Annotated in this window: 20 protein-coding genes; 13 read left to right on the top strand and 7 right to left on the bottom strand. The window is 63.9% G+C overall.

The features are described 5' to 3' along the window. Window positions 1-131 precede the first annotated feature (131 nt). The 4 genes from GGD40_RS08185 to GGD40_RS08170 are packed head-to-tail and all read left to right on the top strand — an operon-like array spanning window position 132 to window position 4,022. Window positions 132-1,433: an NAD(P)/FAD-dependent oxidoreductase gene (locus GGD40_RS08185; protein WP_179743321.1), complete on the top strand. Its 1,302-nt coding sequence runs from the start codon at window positions 132-134 to the stop codon at window positions 1,431-1,433. Then, a complete protein-coding gene (locus GGD40_RS08180; RefSeq protein ID WP_179743320.1) occupies window positions 1,430-2,275 on the top strand; it encodes a DUF1365 domain-containing protein in 846 nt (281 codons plus the stop codon). Before GGD40_RS08185 ends, GGD40_RS08180 begins: the two co-directional genes overlap by 4 nt. Before the next feature lie 12 nt (window positions 2,276-2,287). Beyond that, entirely contained in the window at window positions 2,288-3,499 is a 1,212-nt protein-coding gene (locus GGD40_RS08175; RefSeq protein WP_179743319.1) for an SAM-dependent methyltransferase, read from the top strand. A gap of 1 nt (window position 3,500) precedes the next feature. Next, complete coding sequence (locus tag GGD40_RS08170) at window positions 3,501-4,022, top strand: chalcone isomerase family protein (protein WP_179743318.1); 522 nt, start codon at window positions 3,501-3,503, stop codon at window positions 4,020-4,022. 17 nt (window positions 4,023-4,039) lie between these two features. On the opposite strand, the gene GGD40_RS08165 is transcribed toward GGD40_RS08170, so the two are convergent. The 3 genes from GGD40_RS08165 to GGD40_RS08155 all read right to left on the bottom strand — a co-directional run bounded on the left by GGD40_RS08165 (window position 4,040) and on the right by GGD40_RS08155 (window position 7,649). Then, a complete protein-coding gene (locus GGD40_RS08165) occupies window positions 4,040-5,140 on the bottom strand; it encodes an alpha/beta hydrolase (RefSeq protein ID WP_257030375.1) in 1,101 nt (366 codons plus the stop codon). A 112-nt stretch (window positions 5,141-5,252) separates the two neighbouring features. After that, window positions 5,253-6,560: an Nramp family divalent metal transporter gene (locus GGD40_RS08160; protein WP_179743317.1), complete on the bottom strand. Its 1,308-nt coding sequence runs from the start codon at window positions 6,558-6,560 to the stop codon at window positions 5,253-5,255. Window positions 6,561-6,671: 111 nt separating this feature from the next. Beyond that, window positions 6,672-7,649 carry a ferritin-like domain-containing protein gene (locus tag GGD40_RS08155; protein ID WP_179743316.1) on the bottom strand — a complete coding sequence of 326 codons (978 nt, stop codon included), beginning with the start codon at window positions 7,647-7,649 and terminating at the stop codon, window positions 6,672-6,674. A 490-nt stretch (window positions 7,650-8,139) separates the two neighbouring features. Here GGD40_RS08155 and map point away from each other — a divergent pair, with 490 nt between their 5' ends. The 6 genes from map (at window position 8,140) to GGD40_RS37335 (ending at window position 12,485) form a co-directional block, all read left to right on the top strand. Beyond that, the gene (map, locus tag GGD40_RS08150) at window positions 8,140-8,925 is read left to right on the top strand and encodes a type I methionyl aminopeptidase (protein ID WP_179743315.1); all 786 of its coding nucleotides are present in this window, start codon (window positions 8,140-8,142) and stop codon (window positions 8,923-8,925) included. 197 nt (window positions 8,926-9,122) lie between these two features. Beyond that, window positions 9,123-9,656, top strand: a complete 534-nt coding sequence (locus GGD40_RS08145) for a GNAT family N-acetyltransferase (protein WP_179706344.1) — start codon at window positions 9,123-9,125, stop codon at window positions 9,654-9,656. A gap of 166 nt (window positions 9,657-9,822) precedes the next feature. Continuing rightward, window positions 9,823-10,662, top strand: a complete 840-nt coding sequence (minC, locus tag GGD40_RS08140) for a septum site-determining protein MinC (protein ID WP_179743314.1) — start codon at window positions 9,823-9,825, stop codon at window positions 10,660-10,662. 116 nt (window positions 10,663-10,778) lie between these two features. Further along, a complete protein-coding gene (minD, locus tag GGD40_RS08135) occupies window positions 10,779-11,594 on the top strand; it encodes a septum site-determining protein MinD (protein WP_035552341.1) in 816 nt (271 codons plus the stop codon). Between the two features lie 14 nt (window positions 11,595-11,608). Continuing rightward, entirely contained in the window at window positions 11,609-11,878 is a 270-nt protein-coding gene (gene minE / locus GGD40_RS08130) for a cell division topological specificity factor MinE (protein ID WP_035552338.1), read from the top strand. A gap of 295 nt (window positions 11,879-12,173) precedes the next feature. Beyond that, the gene (locus GGD40_RS37335; protein ID WP_179706340.1) at window positions 12,174-12,485 is read left to right on the top strand and encodes a YXWGXW repeat-containing protein; all 312 of its coding nucleotides are present in this window, start codon (window positions 12,174-12,176) and stop codon (window positions 12,483-12,485) included. A 276-nt stretch (window positions 12,486-12,761) separates the two neighbouring features. Here the strand turns inward: GGD40_RS37335 and GGD40_RS08120 are convergent, their stop codons facing one another. Then, on the bottom strand, window positions 12,762-14,225 hold the full coding sequence (locus GGD40_RS08120; RefSeq protein WP_179743313.1) for a chloride channel protein: 1,464 nt from the start codon (window positions 14,223-14,225) through the stop codon (window positions 12,762-12,764). Window positions 14,226-14,451: 226 nt separating this feature from the next. Between GGD40_RS08120 and waaC the strand changes: the two genes are divergently transcribed. Next, window positions 14,452-15,456, top strand: a complete 1,005-nt coding sequence (gene waaC, locus GGD40_RS08115; protein ID WP_179744903.1) for a lipopolysaccharide heptosyltransferase I — start codon at window positions 14,452-14,454, stop codon at window positions 15,454-15,456. A 579-nt stretch (window positions 15,457-16,035) separates the two neighbouring features. Next, on the top strand, window positions 16,036-16,173 hold the full coding sequence (locus GGD40_RS08110) for a hypothetical protein (protein ID WP_179706336.1): 138 nt from the start codon (window positions 16,036-16,038) through the stop codon (window positions 16,171-16,173). Between the two features lie 4 nt (window positions 16,174-16,177). Here the strand turns inward: GGD40_RS08110 and GGD40_RS08105 are convergent, their stop codons facing one another. The 3 genes from GGD40_RS08105 to GGD40_RS08095 all read right to left on the bottom strand — a co-directional run bounded on the left by GGD40_RS08105 (window position 16,178) and on the right by GGD40_RS08095 (window position 18,475). Next, window positions 16,178-16,357 (bottom strand): hypothetical protein, encoded by a 180-nt coding sequence (locus GGD40_RS08105; RefSeq protein WP_111930726.1) that lies wholly within the window; start codon window positions 16,355-16,357, stop codon window positions 16,178-16,180. A gap of 110 nt (window positions 16,358-16,467) precedes the next feature. After that, a complete protein-coding gene (locus GGD40_RS08100; protein WP_179743312.1) occupies window positions 16,468-17,775 on the bottom strand; it encodes an MFS transporter in 1,308 nt (435 codons plus the stop codon). Between the two features lie 265 nt (window positions 17,776-18,040). Beyond that, a complete protein-coding gene (locus tag GGD40_RS08095) occupies window positions 18,041-18,475 on the bottom strand; it encodes an energy transducer TonB family protein (RefSeq protein WP_179744902.1) in 435 nt (144 codons plus the stop codon). 338 nt (window positions 18,476-18,813) lie between these two features. Here GGD40_RS08095 and GGD40_RS08090 point away from each other — a divergent pair, with 338 nt between their 5' ends. Continuing rightward, on the top strand, window positions 18,814-19,119 hold the full coding sequence (locus GGD40_RS08090) for an NIPSNAP family protein (RefSeq protein ID WP_179706333.1): 306 nt from the start codon (window positions 18,814-18,816) through the stop codon (window positions 19,117-19,119). The last annotated feature ends 252 nt before the right edge of the window (window positions 19,120-19,371 follow it).

Here is a 19,371-nt window from a genome sequence, read left to right as displayed (position 1 = left end):
CAGAATCAGCCCCCTAATTCCGCCACCCCTGCATCCATTCCGGTCCGCGTTGCGTAAATCCCCTCAAGGACGCGCAACCCCCGCCACATCCTATTCACCGACTGCGCGCCCCCCGATCAGGAGACGCGCCCATGACCCACCCCGCACCGACCACCCCACTACCGCGCGGCTCGCGGGTCGCGGTTATCGGCGGCGGCATCTCGGGCCTCGCCAGTGCTTATCTGCTGGCGCGCAACCATCAGGTCACGCTGTTCGAATCGGCCGGCTACATTGGCGGTCACACCAATACCGTCGACGTCACGCTCGAAGGCCACACGCATCCCGTCGACACCGGCTTCCTGGTGTTCAACGACCGCACCTACCCGAATCTGATCGCGCTGTTCGCCGAACTGGGCGTGCAGTCGCACCCGAGCGAAATGACCTTCTCGGTCTCGCTCGACGAAGGCCGCCTCGAATGGGCCGGCACCAATCTGAACACCGTGTTCGCACAACGCCGCAACCTGTTCTCACCGACGTTCATCGGCATGCTGCGCGACATCATGCGTTTTAACGGCAGCGCCCAGCAGAACCTCGAACTCGCGACGCAAACGCGCGCGTCGATGGGCGACCTGCTGACGGCCGGCGGCTACGGCGGCGCGTTCCAGCGCCACTATCTGCTGCCGATGGCCGCCGCGATCTGGTCGAGCGCGACCTCCGACATTCTCGCGTTCCCAGCCACCACGTTCCTGCGCTTCTGCCTGAACCACGCGTTGCTGCAGGTGAACCGGCGTCCGCAGTGGCGGACGGTGGTCGGCGGCGGGCGTGAATATGTGCGCCGCATCGTCGACACGCTCACCGACGTGCGCATCGACACCGCCGTGCGCGGCGTGCGGCGTGACGCGCACGGCGTCGACATTTTTACCGACGACAGCGCGCAGCGCTTCGACGCCGTGGTGCTCGCCACCCACGCGCCGACCACGCTGCGTCTGCTGGAAGACGCCGATCAGGACGAGCGCGGCGTGTTGAGCGCGGTGCGCTATCAGCCGAACGTTGCCGTGCTGCATACCGATACGAGTCTGCTGCCGCGCCGGCAACGCGTGTGGTCGGCATGGAATTACCTGGGCAGCCGCCGGGTCGACGGCACGCATCCGGTGTGCGTCAGTTATCTGGTGAACCAGTTGCAGCCGCTGCCGTTCAAGACACCGCTGGTCGTCACGCTGAATCCGGTGACGCAGCCCGCGCCGGGCACCGAATTGCGCCGCTTCGTCTACGACCATCCGCTGTTCGATCTGGCCGCGATCGATGCGCAGCACCGTCTGCCGCAGTTGCAAGGCAAGCGCCGCACGTGGTTCGCGGGCGCATGGACGGGCTACGGTTTTCACGAGGACGGCCTGAAATCGGCGCTGCGCGTGGCCGCCGATTTCGACGCTTCACCGGCATGGGCGAAGCTATGAGTCCCGACCGCGCCAGCGTCGATCCGGCCGCCTGGCTCCTGACGGGGCAGGTGATGCACGAGCGTCTGCGGCCACGGCCGCATCGCTTCACGTATCCGGTGTTCTACGTGCGCTGCGACCTGGACCGGCTGGCGTCGCTTTCTAGCGGCTGGTTCGGCATCGACCGTTGGCGGCCGCTTGGTCTGCATACGCGCGACCACGGTCCGCGCGACGGCAGCGATCTTGCCGTGTGGATGCGCGCGCAACTATCGGCGGCGGGCATCGACGAAGCGGACGGCAAGATCTGGTTGCAAGCGTTTCCGCGCGTGTTCGGCTACGCGTTTAATCCGGTGAGCTTCTGGTTCTGTCACGACCGCGACGGGAATCTGCGCGCGCTGCTGGCCGAAGTGCGCAACACCTTCGGCGCGCGTCACAGCTATCTGTTGAGCGCCGAAGGCAACGCGCCGATCACCGCGGAGACGCAACTCATGTGCAGAAAAGTGCTGCACGTGTCGCCGTTTTGCCGTGTGGAAGGTGGCTACACGTTTCGCGTCAGGGAGACGCGGCATTACGCGGCGGTCGCGATCGACTACCGCGACGCCGACGGTCTGCTAATCCGCACCGCGCTGGGTGGCCATCTGCAACCGCTGACACGCGCCAGCGCGTTCGGCGCGTTGCTGCGCCAGCCGCTGTTGACGCTCGGCGTCGTCGCCAGAATTCATTGGCAGGCCGTGCGCCTCGTGCTGAAGAAAGCGCCGTTCTACGGCAAACATCCCGCGCCGGGGCGCAATGCCGACGCATCCACCGACCACGCCGCAGCGGGCCAACCGTCCACCGCTGCGCGTTCCATTTCGTCCGATTGAGGAGATTCCGCCATGGCGCTTTCCAGAACCCTGAGCGGGCAACAATCCGCCCCCGCGTCAGCCCGTCTGTTTCTGTCCTTGCTCGAGCGGATTCAGGTCGGGCATCTGGAACTGATCACGCCCGACGGTCAGCCGCATGTGTTCGGCGATCCGCACGCGGCGCCGGGCGCGCGTCTGGAGTTGCGTGACTGGCGCGCGTGCGGCGCGATTCTGCGCAAGGGCGACATCGGTTTCGCCGACGCGTGGCGTTCGTTCTGGGTCGATACGCCGGATCTCGCCGCGCTGCTGCGGGTCGCGATCCGCAACGAACGCGCGCTGCAACGCACGGTGTACGGCGGCTGGCTCGCGCAACTCTGGTATGGGTTGCGCCACAAGCTGCGGCCGAATACGCGCTCGGGCAGCCGGCGCAATATTCACGCGCATTACGACATCGGCAACGCGTTTTACGCGCAGTGGCTCGATCCGACCTTCACGTATTCGAGCGCGGTGTTCGACGGCGATTTCCATCAATCGCTCGAAGACGCGCAGCACGCGAAGTATCAACGCATCATCGATACACTCGGGTTGCGCGCGGGCATGCGGGTGCTGGAAATTGGCTGCGGCTGGGGCGGTTTCGCGATGCATGCGGCGCGCCAGGGCATTCAGGTGCATGGCGTGACGATCTCGCCGGCGCAGCTCGAATTCGGCCGGACGCGCGTGAGCGAGGCCGGTCTCGACGATCATGTGCAGCTCGAACTGCGTGACTACCGGACGCTGACCGGGCAATACGACGGCATCGTATCGATCGAAATGTTCGAGGCGGTCGGCGAGAAATTCTGGCCGACGTACTTCAGCATTCTGCGTGAGCGTCTGCTGCCCGGCGCGCGCGCGGTGGTGCAAACCATCACGATCGACGACTCGCATTTCGCCGCGTATCGCGCGACCAGCGACTTCATCCGCGAATTCATTTTTCCGGGCGGCATGCTGCCGAGCCCGCAGCGTTTCATCGACGCGGCACGGCGCGGCAAGCTGGTGGCGTCGACGTCGCTGGCATTCGGCCGCGATTATGCCGAGACCTTGCGCCGCTGGCGCAGTGAGTTCGAAGCGCAACTCGATACGATCCGGACGCAGGGCTTCGACGAGATTTTCGTGCGGACCTGGCGGCTGTATCTGGCGTATTGCGAAGCCGGTTTCGACGAAGGGCGCACCGACGTGATGCAGTTCGTGCTCGCCCGGGCGGACTGACATGCGCAAGCTCGCCGCTCTGCTGCTGCTGCTGCTGGTGCTGTGGGCCGGCGCCGCCTGCGCCGATTGGCGCGGCGACGTGCAGTCGGCGAAACTCGTCGGCGAAGGGGATTTCACCGTGTTCGGCTTCCGGCTGTATCGCGCGCAATTGTGGAGCGAACGCACGCCGGTCGATTACGACGAGCGCTTTGCGTTGCACATTGTCTATACGCGCGGAATCAAGCGTGAGCGGCTGGCGGAGACGGGTATCGGCGAGATCAAACGTCTGGCCGATGCGCCGATTCCCGCCGAGACGCTAGCGCGCTGGCGCGCGGACATGCTGCAGGCGTTCGTCGACGTCGCGCCCGGCGATCAGTTGAGCGCGGTCAATCTGCCGGATAAGGGCGTGCGCTTTTATGCGGGCGATCGCATGACGGGCGAGTTCGACGATCCTGCGTTTGCGCGTGCGTTCTTCGGCATCTGGCTCGATCCGTCGACGCGTGCGCCGACCTTGCGCAAGCATTTGCTGGGGCTCGGGGAGTGAGCCGTTCAGTCGCCCGCTTAGTCGCCGTGACCCGGTGTCCCATGTCTCGGGCAAGGCGCCTCGACGATCGACGTTGACGTTGACGCCGACGTTGAAGCCGCCTCGCACGGCACCGCCTCAGCCTTCGTCCAGCGACGCATTTGAATCACGTTGCCGGACCCGGATCGGCGCGCAACCGGCAACGGCGCCGGCGCCGACTGTGACGCCACATCAGTCGCCTGCGCCGCGCTTTCCCGCCGCACCGCGATCGTCGCCTGGCTGTTGATAAACGCCACACTATCGTCGAGCACCGGCGCAAACCCCCGCAACGGTCCGGCAATGGCCCCCACCAGCATCGCGTGGCCGACGCGCGGATAGTGCTTCACCTCGACCTCTTTATCCCCCGACAGCCGCAGCTTTGCCGCTAACCGGTCCGTGTTGCCCGGGTCGACGGTTGTGTCGCGCTCGCCGGCCGCGAGGAACATCGGCGGTTCGTCGCCCTGCACGAAGTTGATCGGCTGACTCGCGGCGCGCAACGCACGCGGGAAAATATCTTCGAGCGTGGCGTCGTGCAGCGGTAGGAAATCGTACGGACCTGCCAGGCCGATCACGCCGCTGAGGTCGCTTTTGCTCATCTGCTGCGCGGCGAGATAGCGGCCGTCGGTGGCGAGCAGCATCACGATGTGCGCGCCGGCCGAATGTCCCATCAGGAAGATGCGCGACGGGTCTCCGCCGAATTCGGCCGCGTGATCGCGGGCCCAGCGCACGGCGCTGGCGGCGTCGTCGACGAAACCGGGGAAGGCCGTTTCCGGCCATGTCCGGTAGTCGGGCAGCACGGCGACGAAACCGCGCGCGGCAAGCGCCGCGCCGACGAACAGATAGCTGCTGCGCGAGCCGCTTTGCCAACTGCCGCCATAGAAGAACACGACGATCGGACGGCCGTGCGCGCCGGGTTGCGGCGCGGAGGCGGTGGGCGTGTAGACGTCGAGTTTCTGACGCGGATTGGCGCCGTAGGCGATATCGTCGTCGGCGTGGAAACTCTTTGGCGAGACGGCGGCGTTGAGCACGCCGGTGGCGCTGCAACCGCCCAGGGCGGCGAGCGCCAGCGCGGCGGTCAGGGTGAGCAGGCGTCGAGGCATGACAGTCGATCCGTTCGAGATGATTCGTTCGAACAATGTACGTGCCTTTCCGCCAAGTGGATGCAGCGGCAGATCGCCTCAGACCCGCAACGCCTAAGCGACCCTCACCACCTCACCACAGCGAAATCCCCGCCACCTGCAGCAACAGCACCAGATTCAGCGCCAGCACCGCGATCGTGCCGACCACGGCGGCGATCGTCGTCGAGCGACGGTTCCGGTAGCGGCCCATCAAGTCGCCACGCGACGTGAACCACACCAGCGCGATCATCGGCACCGGCAGCGCGATACTGAGCACGACCTGGCTCAACACCAGCGCGCGCGTCGCGTCGACGCCCCACGCCACGACGGCGAATGCCGGCGCCATCGTGATCAAACGCCGCGCCCACACGGGAATGTGAAAGCCGACAAACCCCTGCATGATCATCTGCCCGGCCATCGTGCCGACGACCGAACTCGACACGCCCGACGCGATCAACGCCGCAAGAAACAATCCTGCCGCGGCGCCGCCAAGCAGCGGCGTGAGCGTGCGCCACGCGGTTTCGATGCTGGCGATATCCGCGTGACCCGCATGAAACGCGCTCGACGCCATGATCACCATCGCCATGTTGATGAGCCCCGCGACGCCGAGCGCCACCACCACTTCGATATTCGAGAACCGCAGCAGTTTGCCGCGCTCGTTTTCATTGCGCGGCGTCACGCGATTCTGCGTGAGTCCCGAATGCAGGAACAGCACGTGCGGCATCACGGTTGCGCCGATGATGCCGACCGAGATCGTCAACGCATTGCTATCGGGCATGGCCGGCGTGAACGTATGCTTGACGACCGACGCCCAGTGCACCGGCGCGATCAGCAATTCGGCGAGATACGACAGTCCGATCACACCGACGAGCGCGGCGATTGCCAGTTCGAGCGGACGAAAGCCGCGCTTTTCGAACTGCAGCAGCGCGTAGGTGACGGCGGCGGTGATCAGCATGCTTGGGATCATCGGCAGATGCGTGAGCAACGACACGCCGATCGCGCCGCCGACGAACTCGGCGAGATCGGTCGCCATGGCCGCGATTTCGCTGATGCCCCACATCGCGAGCACGTAGCGGCGCGGTAAAGCCGCGCGGCATAACTCGGCGAGATTGTTGCCGGTCACGAGCCCCAGTTTGGCGGACAACGACTGGAACAGCATCGCGACGATGTTCGCCACCGCCACCACCCACAGCAGCGTATAGCCGTAGCCGGCGCCCGCCTGAATGTTGGTCGCGAAGTTGCCCGGGTCCATGTAGGCGATCGAGGCCACCACCGCCGGTCCGGCGAACGGCAGCATCGCGCGCAGGCCGCGCCGCCGTCCTGCGAGCGTTTCGCGAACGTCGAAACACGCTTGCTCGGTGAGGGTGTGCGGCACGGCGGCCTGACCTGTCGCTTCGTTCATGACTGCTCCTGTCCGTCGTCAAGCGTTCAAGGCAATACGGAGAAGGCCGGCCAACGGGTGAGCGCGATCGTCATCGCGACGACCCGTTTCCGGTGCAGCAAACGGCTTGCGTCAGGCGCTCATGTTGAGCACGCCGTTCACGCCGTTCGGGAAGAAGCCGCCCTTGGTCGCGACCGAACTCGTCAGATAGACGATGTTGAGCACGTTGCTGTAGTTGCGGCTGAACGCGAGCCCGTTGCTGTCGAGCGGCACGATGTTGGAGGTGCCGGCGGTTGCGCCGGTGATTCCCTGATCGTCGTGGCCGTTGCCGTCGAGGCTGTCGCGCGCGGCGGAGATCGCATTGGCGGCCGAGACGAGGCTCGTCGTGTTGATCCCTTTCGAGTACAGCACCGTGCGGACCAGCCCCGCGTGATACGCCTCGGCCGCCAGAATGCCGGCGGCGGCTTCCAGGAAGGTCTTGTTGGTGATCAGCGGCGAAGCGCCTTTATACGCAGTCACACCCACGTCTTCGAAGATGAACGCGCCGAGCAGGAAGTTGTTGTCGTTCGCATACGGATTGAACGCGACGCCCGCGCCGACCAGACCCGCCGCGCGCGCCGCGTTCGAGAACGCGCCGTTCGGATCGGTGCCGCCGATATCGATCGACGGCATCGCCACTGCCGCCGAACCCAACGCGCTGCGCAGGAACGCGACGTGCTCGCGTTCGTCGTTGGCTATCTCGTTGGCGTACGCCTGCACCACCGGATCCTGGAACGGCACCTGCTGGCCGGGGATCACGGTGCCCAGCGTGCCGACGCCGGCCGTCATGCTGGCCGCCAACCCGGCGCCTGTCGTCGCGTACGTATAGAACTGCGATTCGAGGTACTCCAGGTTCAGCGCGAAGTTCAAAATCTCCGGATCGGTCGGCGCGCTCTGAGCCGACACGCTCGAACCCGAACCGCCGCCGCACGCGCTGATCAGCGTGCCGCCGACCAGGCCCAGACCCAGGCCGCCGGCGTTGCGGAAAAACTGTCTGCGTTGCAGACGCCGTTCGACCCGGCGGTCGAATGTATCGATAAGCTCTGCTGATTTGCTGCTGGACTCCGACATGGCCATGCTCCTCAATGGGTTCGCTGCCTATGCCGCGGACTGGCGATGCAACCACGCGCTCGACTGCTGCTCACGCGTTGCAAAACGCAAAAACGCGGACGCAAAGAGGCCTCTGTTCTTCTGAGAAGAACTAATCGATGCAGCAGAAGAAGCGAGTCCTCAACCGCCTTTACGGAACGAAACTGCGAGTAGATGCAAACCTCACAAAAGATTTCCTTGTGCGTTTGCAGCATCGCGCGCTGCGTACTGGCCGATGGATTTTTTGCGGTGCGTGGCACCCGGCGCGAAAGCGTCCGACTGGCAAGTTCGACCCGGTTCGTGGAGGCAGGCGCGCGATCCTCTGTACAATTGGCCGATCGATCGCCGGCGTCGGCCGGTTCGCCATGCCGTTTCAGGCGGCAGGGCGGCCACGCCGGTCATGCAGAGCGGGACGCGCGGGCGTGTGGTTGCGCGGCGTCCTTTGAACCATCGAACCCCATCGACTGAATTCATGGCCATTACCTACAAGACTCCCGACGACATCGCCAAGTTGCGCATTTCCGGCCGCCTCGCGGCCGACGTGCTGGCGATGATAGGCGAGCACGTCAAGGCCGGCGTCTCCACCGACGAGCTCGACGCGCTGTGCAACGACTACATTGTCAATACGCAAAAGTCGATTCCGGCGAATGTCGGCTATCTGGGTTTTCCGAAGACGGTGTGCACCTCGGTCAACCAGGTGGTGTGCCACGGCATCCCGAATCGCAGCGAAGTGCTGAAAGACGGCGACATCGTCAACATCGACGTCGCGATCATCAAAGACGGTTATTTCGGCGACACCAGCCGCATGTATTGCGTCGGTCAGCCGAGCACGGTAGGCCGCCAGTTGATCGACACGACCTATGAAGCGATGCTCGCCGGCATCCGCGAAGTGAAGCCGGGCGCCACGCTCGGCGACGTCGGCCATGCGATCCAGAAAGTGGCGCAGCGCGACGGCTTCTCGATCGTGCGCGACTACTGCGGGCATGGCATCGGCAAGGTGTATCACGAAGACCCGCAGGTGCTGCACTACGGCCAGCCGGGGCAGGGCGTACGCCTGAAGCCCGGCATGGTCTTCACGATCGAACCCATGATCAACGCGGGCCGCGCCGGCACCACGGTGTTGCGCGACGGCTGGACCGTGGTGACCAAAGACCGCTCGCTGTCCGCGCAGTGGGAGCACATGATCGCCGTCACCGACGACGGCTACGAGCTCCTCACCCCCTGGCCGGATGGCACCGGCAGTTACGAAGCGCCTTGAGCGCAACCTGAACGTGGGTTGAGCGCGGCATCGATCAACACGTGCGCTGCGCATGCCGGGCGCGTGAATTGCACGCTCGATATACGCACGTCTCGTATCAAACCTCGCGTGTGGGTCAAATCCGGTCAATAATGATTTGACTCGCGCGCCGGTTCGGTTAAAGCTACGCCTTAGGGTTTCAAGGGGTTTTCGTCTGCATGAGTCCGTCATTGACCGTTCGCCGTATCGCCGCTGATCAGGGCGCCGTTTTTCGCGAACTCCGTACCGCGTCGCTGCGGGAGGCGCCGTATGCCTTCGGCGCTACGTTAGAGGACGCGTTGTCGGCCGACGCCGCCAGTTTCGACGCCACCGCCACCGAGCGTGCGGTGTCGTTTACCGTCGCCACTTTTATTCTCTACACCGAGGGCCATCCCGCCGGGCTGATCGAAGCGCATTTCGACGACAGCGCCGCACGCCGCGCGTTCGTCTGCGAACTGTGGGTGGCGCCGGCCGTGCGTCATCTGCGTGGCGGCGAACTGCTGGTCGACACCGCCGGCAGTTGGCTCGCGAACGAAAGCGCCACGGAAATCTACGCGTGGGTCGCCGACGCCAACCGCAACGCCATGCGCTTTTACGAAGCGCTCGGCTTCGGTCCGACCGGCGAACACCGGCGCGTTCAACGCGCGCCGGAACAAGCCGAAAGTCTGCTGGTGCGGCACGTGCCGACCACGTCCCAGGTATTTCAGCAGTGATCTCGCGAGCGGCGCAGCAGCCTGCCGCTCGATTCCCCTCCGCGTCTGTGCAGCGTTCGTGGCGGTGTCTTCGGCACTGTCATCGGTTGCTCCCCGTTGTCACGGCAAAAAAACTGGCCGCGCGCGTGGACGCCTGTAAAATACGCAAAATTTTTTGCCGAACGCTATGTCGCCCAAGAAATCACCCTTTTTCGAACTCCGCAGCGGCTCTGTCGATACGCTCCTGTTCGTGGTCAAGACAACCGACCTCGAAGCGATGCGTGCCGAGCTGACCCGGCGCTTCGAGGCGACCCCCGAATTCTTTGCCAACGACGTCGTCGCGATCGACGTGCGCCGCCTCGCCGACACGGAACGGGTGCCGCTCGCCGACATCGCGCAGTTGCTCGCCAGCGTGCGGATGCGGCCGGTCGGCGTGGTCGCCAATCCGCATCAGACGTGGGCCGCCGAGTCGGCGCTGCCGTTGCTGGAAGCGCGCGACCGCCGTGGCAGCACCGCTAAATCCGCCGAGGAAGAGGCCGCGAACGCTGCAGTTGCTGCCTCGGGCACCGCTGCGCCGACCGCCGGCAACGGCAACGCTCAGGCCAGCCTGCTGCCGCTCGACGGCACGCCGGCCAGCGCCGCCGCGGTCGAACCCGCGCCTGCCGCCGAGCCGGTGCGTCTCGCCACGTCGTCGCAAACCATGGTGGTCGACAAGCCTTTGCGCTCCGGTCAGCGGATCTACGCGAAGGGCGATCTGGTCGTGCTCGGCCTCGTGAGCTACGGCGCGGAAGTGATCGCGGAAGGCAATATCCATATTTACGCGCCGCTGCGCGGCCGGGCCTTGGCCGGCGTGCAGGGCAATCACGACGCGCGCATTTTCTGCACGTGTCTCGAGCCGGAACTCATCTCGATCGCGGGCATCTATCGTACGACCGAGAACCCGCTGCCGGCCGACGTGCACGGCAAGCCGGTGCAGATCTGGCTCGAAGAAGAGAAATTGATGATCGAACCGCTGCGGCTCACGTAACCGGCGCGACGCGCGCGTTGCCCTGAGCGAATCAACGGCACGCGGCGCAGCACGGCACGGTAGGGCAAATAGGGCCGCACATAATTGACGAATTTGACGAACACAAGGTAAGGGTAATGGCAAAAATCATTGTGGTGACTTCGGGCAAGGGCGGCGTGGGCAAGACGACCACGAGCGCGAGTTTTGCATCGGCCCTCGCATTGCGGGGCAGCAAAACCGCCGTGATCGACTTCGACGTCGGCCTGCGCAACCTCGACCTCATCATGGGCTGTGAGCGCCGTGTGGTGTACGACCTGATCAACGTGATCCAGGGCGAAGCCAATCTGAATCAGGCGCTGATCAAAGACAAGAAGTGCGAGAACCTGTTCATCCTGCCGGCCTCGCAAACGCGTGACAAAGACGCGCTGACGCTGGAAGGCGTCGAGAAGATCATCAACGACCTGATCGCGATGGACTTCGAATACATCGTCTGCGATTCGCCGGCCGGTATCGAATCGGGTGCGCTCCTCGCCATGCACTTCGCCGACGAAGCGCTGATCGTGACGAACCCGGAAGTGTCGTCGGTACGCGACTCGGACCGCATTCTCGGCATTCTGTCGTCGAAGACCAAGCGCGCGATCGAAGGCAAGGATCCGATCAAGGAACACCTGCTGATCACCCGCTACAACCCGAAGCGCGTCAGCGAAGGCGAAATGCTGTCGCTGACCGATATCCAGGAAATTCTGCGTATCGATCTGATCGGCGTGATCCCCGAGTCGGAAGCGGTGCTGCACGCATCGAACCAGGGTCTGCCGGCCGTGCATCTCGACGGTACCGATGTGGCCGAAGCCTATAAAGACGTCGTGTCGCGTTTCCTCGGCGAGCAGAAGTCGCTTCGCTTTACCGATTACCAGAAGCCCGGGCTGCTGCAGCGCCTCTTCGGCACCAAGTAAGGGGAGCGCACGTCATGTCGATTCTTTCGTTTTTGCTGGGCGAGAAGAAGAAGTCCGCGTCGGTAGCGAAGGAACGCCTGCAGTTGATCATCGCGCACGAGCGCGCCGGCGGCCACGCGCCCGCCGATTACCTGCCTGCGTTGCAACGCGAACTGGTGGCCGTGATTTCGAAGTACGTGAAAATCTCCGATGACGATATTCGCGTGAGCCTCGAGCGCCAGGACGACCTCGAAGTGCTCGAGGTCAAGATCGAGATACCGCAAGCCGGAGCGCCCGCGGCGTAACCGGTCGGGTGGTTCTTCGCTTTAGTTGACGCGCCGCGTCCGTGTTGCATAAGCATCATGTGACGCGGCGCGCGAACGCCGGCTTTGCCGCGCGCGGTTTTACTTCACGCTTTTCATTCCTCGCTTCTTCTCATTCCTCGCCGTTCACCCCGCGCTTGCCTCGCTGCTTTTCCACTCCGCGAAATAATCCGTAGCACTTCCGTGTGCACCGTTACACGGCCGCCGTCAGCCAGTTCGACCCCTCGCGCATTAAACGGATAACGCCGTATTCGGTGTCCAACTACAGAGGGAAAAAATGAACAAGACCTTTCGTGTGCTGCTCGCCAACACCGTTCTGATCGCCGCCGGCGTTGCCGCTCTGGGATCGGCCTCGGCCGAAGAAGTCGTGGTGATCGCGCCGAACGCACCGCCGCCCGTGCGTTACGAAGTCGTGCCGAATGCGCGCGTCGGCTATGTGTGGGATCACGGTCACTGGCGTTGGGACCATGGCCGCTATGTGTGGGCCGCAGGTCACTGGCAAGCCGAGCGCGTCGGCTTTCATTGGGTGCCGGGCCACTGGGATGCATTCGGTCCGCATTATCACTGGGTAGCGGGCCACTGGGCTTAATCACTCCCCTTCAGCATGACTGGCGCGGCGCGGCTCAAGCCCATTGAGTTCATCGAGCCGCTCGCGCCGCCTCTCCCCGATTGAACACAAAGAGCACGCAGGCGCCGCACATGCGCGTCGCGCGGATGCGCGCGCCTGCGTTTCGCTTCCCTAGACTTTCAGGACTCGAGTGATGAAAAAGAATCTGCTTCTGATCGCCATGCTGGCGGTGGTGCTGGCGGGTTGTGTCGTCGTACCGGCGCGGCCTTTGGTGGTGCACGCGCCGGGCGTCGTGGTTTACTGACGCGGCGTGTCGGTGCTGTTTCCGGTGTTGTCTTTAGTGTCGTCCTGGGCGCTGTCCTGAGCGTGATGTTCAGCCGCGCGGTCGGCTTCGTCGACGACCACCGGCTCCGGCACCTCGACCTCGGGGACTTCCGGCACGGGCGCGGGCGCCGGTTGCGGCAGCGGCTTCATATAGCGCTCCGCCAGCGACTCATACAACGGCGGCGCGAACAGACGCGCGACGCGGCTCGCGATCAGCGCGGTCGCCATCAGCGAGATCACCAGCGCGTGACCGTCGATCATTTCCATGACGATCACGAACGACGTGATCGGCGACTGCGTGACGGCGGCCAGATAGCCGACCATCGCCAGCGCGATCAGCATGGGCAATTGCATCGAGCCGAACACCATGTGCAGCAGATTGCCGAAGCCTGCACCGATCGACAGCGAAGGCGCGAAGATGCCGCCCGGTATGCCCGGCAAATACGAGCCGACCATCGAGATCATTTTCAGAAACGGATAGAACACCGACAGATGCTCATGTCCGTCCAGCAGTCCACGCGCTTCCGCATAGCCGCTGCCGAAGGTCGTGCCGCCCGAGATCAGGCCGACCACCGCGATCGCGAAACCGCACAGCGCGGCGAAGGCGACCGGCCGCTCGCCGTGCAATTGACGCAGCGGCGCCGGAATCCAGCGCGCGGTGTTCAGCAGCAGCCAGCCGAACACGCCGCCCGCGATGCCGGTGACGATCGCGGTCAGCAGCACCGCGAGCGCCAGCAGATCGGGGAAATGCGCGCCGATCTGGATGGTGCCGAAATAGGTGTAGTTGCCGTTCAAGCCGAGCGCGATCACACCGGCGATGATGATCGCGGTAATCAGCACGCCGCTCGCGCGGGCTTCGAAGCTGCGCGTGAGTTCTTCGATCGCGAAGACGATCCCGGCGAGCGGCGTGTTGAACGCCGCCGACAGACCCGCGGCCGCGCCGGCCAGCACCAGTTGCCGCTCGATCAGCGCGTTCGAACGGGGATAGAGCCGCCGCAGATTGAACATCAGCGCGGCGCCCACCTGCACGGTAGGCCCTTCGCGGCCAATCGTGAAGCCGCCGAGAATCGCCAGAAACGACACGGCAATCTTGCCGAACAGAATCCGGAACGACAGCAGGCGCGCGCCGTACTCACCGGGTTTCGAATGCAGCGTGGCGATGACTTGCGGAATCCCGCTGCCTTCGGCGCCGCGGAAGAATTTGCGCGTGAGCCAGACCGCCAGGGCGGCGACCGCGGGCGTCACGATCAGCGGCGCCCACACGTGCTGTTGCTGCATCGTCCGAAATTCGCCGTAGCCCCAATCGATCAGGCGGGCATAGAGCACGGCGACCAGGCCGACGGCGATCGCGCCGAGCCAAAAAATGCCGTATTGCCGCCACAGGCGTCTCGCGCGACGCACGATTCCGGAAGAAAGAAGAGGGTAAGCCCGAGACATGAGGTGTGAGCCGTGTGCTGGCGCAAAAGGTGAATTATAAGGGTCGTTGCCGCATCAAAACTGCGCGAAAGTATTTTGAAAAGTACGCAAACGGTCTATCGTAAGGTTGACGATGTAATGCATTGTATTGATGACATGTTCGCGTGCTGTCGGCTTCGTTCAAGATTAATCCATTCGTCGGCTAAAATAGTTTGACGTTCGAACAACTAATAGGTCCTCAATGATGCTGAAGCGAGTCCTTATCGTTAAGGTCACTTCACTCGGCGATATCGTACAGGCGTTGCCCGTGGTCGCCGATATCAAGCGCGCGTTCCCCGGCGTTCAGGTGGACTGGGCATCGGACGAATCCTTCTCCGAGGTGGTGCACTGGAGCGAGAGCGTGGACCGCGTGCTGTCCGCGCCGTTGCGACGCTTCAAGAAAGCCCGCCGCTGGGCCGATTTCAAGGCGATCGCCACGTCGATCGCCGAGTTGCGGGCGTACCGCTACGACTATGTCGTCGACATTCACGGTGTTTACAAGAGCGCGATCATCGCCTTTCTGGCGCGTTCGGCACGGCGTATCGGCTATCAGAACCAGGATCTGGGCGAGCGCGGCGCCGCGTTCGCGTACACCGGGCGCTTCGGCCCGCGTCCGCAGTGCGATGCGTGGCACGGCATGCGCGTGAGCACGAGCGAGGCGCTGGGTTATGTCGTGGAAGGCCCGCCCATCTACAACCTGCGTTTGCCCGAGCCGGCCAAACATCCGTTCGGCGGCGAGACCGCGCCGGTCGCGGCGTTCTTTCACGCCACCTCGAAAGACGACAAAAAATGGCCGCTCAGCCATTGGGCCGCGGTGGGCCGCGAATTGGCGCAGCGTGGTTTCAAGGTGGTGTTGCCGTGGGGTTCGGAAGGCGAGCGCGCCGAGGCGGAGCAGATCGCCGCGCAGGTGCCGGGTTCGACCGTGCTGCCGAAAATGAGCGTGACTGAAATCGCGCAAATGATCGACGCCTGCGCGCTGGTGGTGGGCACCGATACCGGCTTCGTCCATCTGGCGCACGCGTTGCTCAAGCGCACCGTGATGATCTTCGTGGCGACTTCGCCATCGCATTGCGGTATCCATGCGCCGTTCCGCTCGATCTCGATCGGCGACGGCGGCGCCATGCCGTCCATCGGCGACGCGCTTGAAGCGATCGACTACGTCCACACCGAGTCGCACGACGTGGCCCTGCATCATCACGACTCGGCCGCCTGAGCGTTTTTTCTTGCGTCGCAGCGCAATCGTTTGCTGAAAAAGAAAAGAGGCGCGACGCACAGTCCGCCCGAGCAAACGGACGCTGCCACGTAACGCCTCCAAAAAACGCCCGCGTCGGGGAACAACGGGCGGAGAGGAATCATCGCGAAGAACACGTAAAGCGCGTTGAAGTCGGTTTGCGGCTGTGCGCGCGCATTACACGTCTGTTAAAACTGTCGCTATTCGTTGAGCACCTAATCGTCTACGGCTTGAGTCGTGACGCTTCGATTCGCCTGCCTGACCGTGTGCGACGGTGCGTAAATGGGTCGGTGCAATGTCCACGCTCCGGGTGCCGTGCCGCGTAACCGCAGCCAGCAAGGCATGCGCCGGACATCGATGGTCAACCCAGTATAGGCGGTGTTTTCCTCTGATGTGAATGTCACGCGGCGCCGCGTCGGATAACGCGAATCGCCCGACCCAAACCTGTAACACCCGCGTGATCTTCCTTTACAAATGGCAACGCCCGCGCGAGGCGCCATCGTGTCCAATCAAGTCATTCGGGGTTTCGGCTCGAATGAATCTGACTCGATGGAGAACAATATGAAACGCTTAATCCTGACCCTGATCGCAGGCACGCTGCTCGCAACGGCCCTCGGCGGCTGCATCGTCGCGCCGGCCCCCGGCTACTACTACGGCGGCGGTTACGGCTACTACCACCACGGCGGCTACTATCGCTAAGCGGTCATGCCAGCAGCATTTCGAACGCGATGACCGCCGTGATGGCGGCCGCGTTCGCGGCCAGCGCTTCGATCACGATGCCTTTCCAGGTGGCGGGGCGGAAGCGCAACGCCAGCAGTAGCGAGCACAGTAGCGCCAGCGCAATGATCATCACGACATCTGCGTTGTGGAGATGAATGTTCATCCGAGCCTCCCTGCTTGCCCTAGGGTTATTGAAGTCGAGTATAGGCAAGTCAAAAAGACGCGCAAGGCAGGGAATTTACTCAGAAGTCCCCCGCCTTGCGCCGCTTCGCGTCACATCAGTTGGGTGTCGCGCGTTTCGCGCATGCACAGCACGCCGATCAGGCTGACCGCCGCGGCGATCGACACATACGCGCCGACCCACGGCAGGCCGCCGTGCGCCGCCAGCACCGAGGCGATGTAAGGCGCCACCGACGCGCCGAGAATCCCGCCGAGGTTATACGACACGCCTGCACCGGTATAGCGCACGTTGGTCGGAAACAGCTCGGGCAGCAGCGCGCCCATCGGCGCGAAGGTCACGCCCATCAGGAACAGCTCGATCACGAGGAACAGCAGCACCAGCGGCGTCTGTCCGCTGCCGAGCAGCGGCGCCATCGTGAAGCCCGACAGGATCGCCGCGACGATGCCGACGATCAGCACCGGCTTGCGGCCATAGCGGTCCGCGGCCCAGGCCGACAGCGGCGTAGCGAGCGCCATGAAGACGACGGCGATGCACAGCATGCCGAGGAACGTGGGCCGCGGAATATGCAGCACCGAGACGCCGTACGACAGCGAAAACGTCGTCGCGTTGTAGAACAGCGTGTAGCAGACCACCATGGCGAGCGCGCCGAGCAGCGTCGGCAGCCCGTGTTGCGACAGCAGCGTCGCGATCGGCACCTTGACGCGTTCCTTGCGTTCGATCGCGGCCTTGAAGGCCGGCGTTTCGGCGATTTTCAAACGCACGTACAAACCGAGCGCAACCAGCACCGCGCTGACGAGGAACGGCACGCGCCAGCCCCAGCTACGGAACTGCTCGTCGCTCAACGACAAAGCCAGCGCGAAGAACAGGCCGTTGGACGCCAGAAAACCGACCGACGGCCCGAGTTGCGGGAACATGCCGAACCAGCCGCGTTTGCCGGGCGGCGCGTTTTCGGTGGCGAGCAGCGCGGCGCCGCCCCATTCGCCGCCAAGACCGATGCCCTGGCCGAAGCGCAGCACGCACAACAGGATCGGCGCGAGGCTGCCGATCGAGTCGTAGCCGGGCACGAAGCCGATCAGCGTGGTCGACGCACCCATCACCAGTAACGAAGCCACCAGCGTCGATTTACGGCCGATCCGGTCGCCGAAATGGCCGAACAGGAACGAGCCGATCGGCCGCGCGACGAACGCAATGCCGAACGTGACGAAGGCCGACAACGCCTGAGCGGTCGCCGAGCCGTGCGGGAAAAACACTGGTCCGATTACGAGCGCGGCGGCGGTCGCATAGACATAGAAATCGTAGAACTCGATCGCGGTGCCGATAAAGCTTGCGAAGATGATCCGCGTGCTGCTGTTTTGCCCGGCCGCATTGGGCTGGGCCGCGGAAATCGGCGAAGTGGACATGCAAGGTCTCCTTTTGTCGTGGATGCCGAACGGCGCCGTGAGTCTCGAAGCGGCGGCGCGTGCGTGGGCGGCATCTCTGTTTGGGTACGTGCGCTTGGGGCTTGCTTCGGCGTCGGTGTCTGCCGTGGGCTCGGGGGCGGCCACGTGCGGCAGGGGCGACGAAGCAACAGCTTACAACGGCGGCTGGCCGTGTTCGTGCGGGAATGCGGCGATACCAGGGGAATAACCAGGGACTTGCGCTGGCGCTCTGCGCAGCAACGCGCAGTCAGTCGATGGTTTGCGCTTGCGGCGAGGCCAGTTCGCGCAACTGGAATTTGCCGTCGTCGTTGAAGAGCCAGTCTTCGAACATCTCTAGCTGGCCGCGTCCGTCGAGCAATTTGCCGGGCGGTTGCGGTAGCGGCGAAGCGCGTCGCAAGGTGGCGAGCGCGGTGCTTTCGGCTTCGTCGTCGCCATTGGTGCGATACACCGACGACTGCAGCACGCGGCCGTTGCGATCCACCGTGAACGACACCACCACCAGCGAACGCAGCATGGCTTGCGGCGTGCCGCGCAACACATAGGACGGATTGCGTTCGATGATGCGTCGCGCGACGGCGTCGCGATACTGATCGAGTGTCGCGCTGTTGATGGCGGCAGGCGGTATCGTGAGGGCCGGGCGGCTTGGCGGTGTGAACGTGCAGGCGGTGATGGTGAGCGCCATCAGCGTGACGAGGGCCGTGGCCCATGCCGACGCCACACCGCGCGCGACTCGCGACAAGACGCCGACGCGTGAGACGAAGCGTGCGCTGAAGTGTCCGCTGACGCGCCCGATAAAACTTCCGGTGAAGCGGCGAACGTGACGTGTGCGGATGAGCATAGTCGCGGCAGCAATGAGGCAGGGTGTAGTTGGATGGTAGTCAAAAACCGCCATGATTCAATGAGCGTTGTCCCTGCGTGCCGTCGAAACGCCGGTGCCGCGAACTGACCTATCATGGGTGCCGCCCTTCACCCATTCACCCATTCACCCATTCACCCATTCCGACACGGAAACCGGCAATCATGGTCACCTGCTATCTGCGCTACATCATCGACCCGTACAAGCTGAAAGAATTCGAGCATTACGGCAAGCTGTGGATTCCGCTGGTCGAGAAATTCGGCGGCCAGCATCACGGCTATTTTTTGCCGTCCGAAGGCGCGAGCAACGTCGCGCTCGCGATGTTTACATTCGAATCACTGGCGGCTTACGAGGCTTACCGTATTCAGTCGATGGACGATGCCGACTGCCAGGCCGCATTCGCGTATGCGCAGGAAACGCGTTGCATCGTGAGTTATGAGCGCAGCTTTTTCCGTCCGGTTTTCGCCTGAGTTCGGGCCATTTGGCTTGCTGGCGCTGGCCACTCCGCACGGTGTAATAGCTTGAAATATGAGCAGATTTGTTTGTGGCGAAAACGCGCCTACACTCTGCTGGCCTCTCTTGAGAGGCATCGGTGGAAGTCTTTCATTTAGCCCGCTTCGTGCGGGCTATTTTTTTGGTGCGGCGCATTCATGGACCGCATTCAGGACGAAAAAAAAGCGAACCCGGTTGATGGATTCGCTTTCTATCGCGTTAGCGACGAG

This window comes from Paraburkholderia bryophila, from assembly GCF_013409255.1.
Lineage (GTDB): Bacteria > Pseudomonadota > Gammaproteobacteria > Burkholderiales > Burkholderiaceae > Paraburkholderia.
Note: the sequence above shows the minus strand (reverse complement) of the source record. Positions and strands in the feature narration are given on the sequence as shown.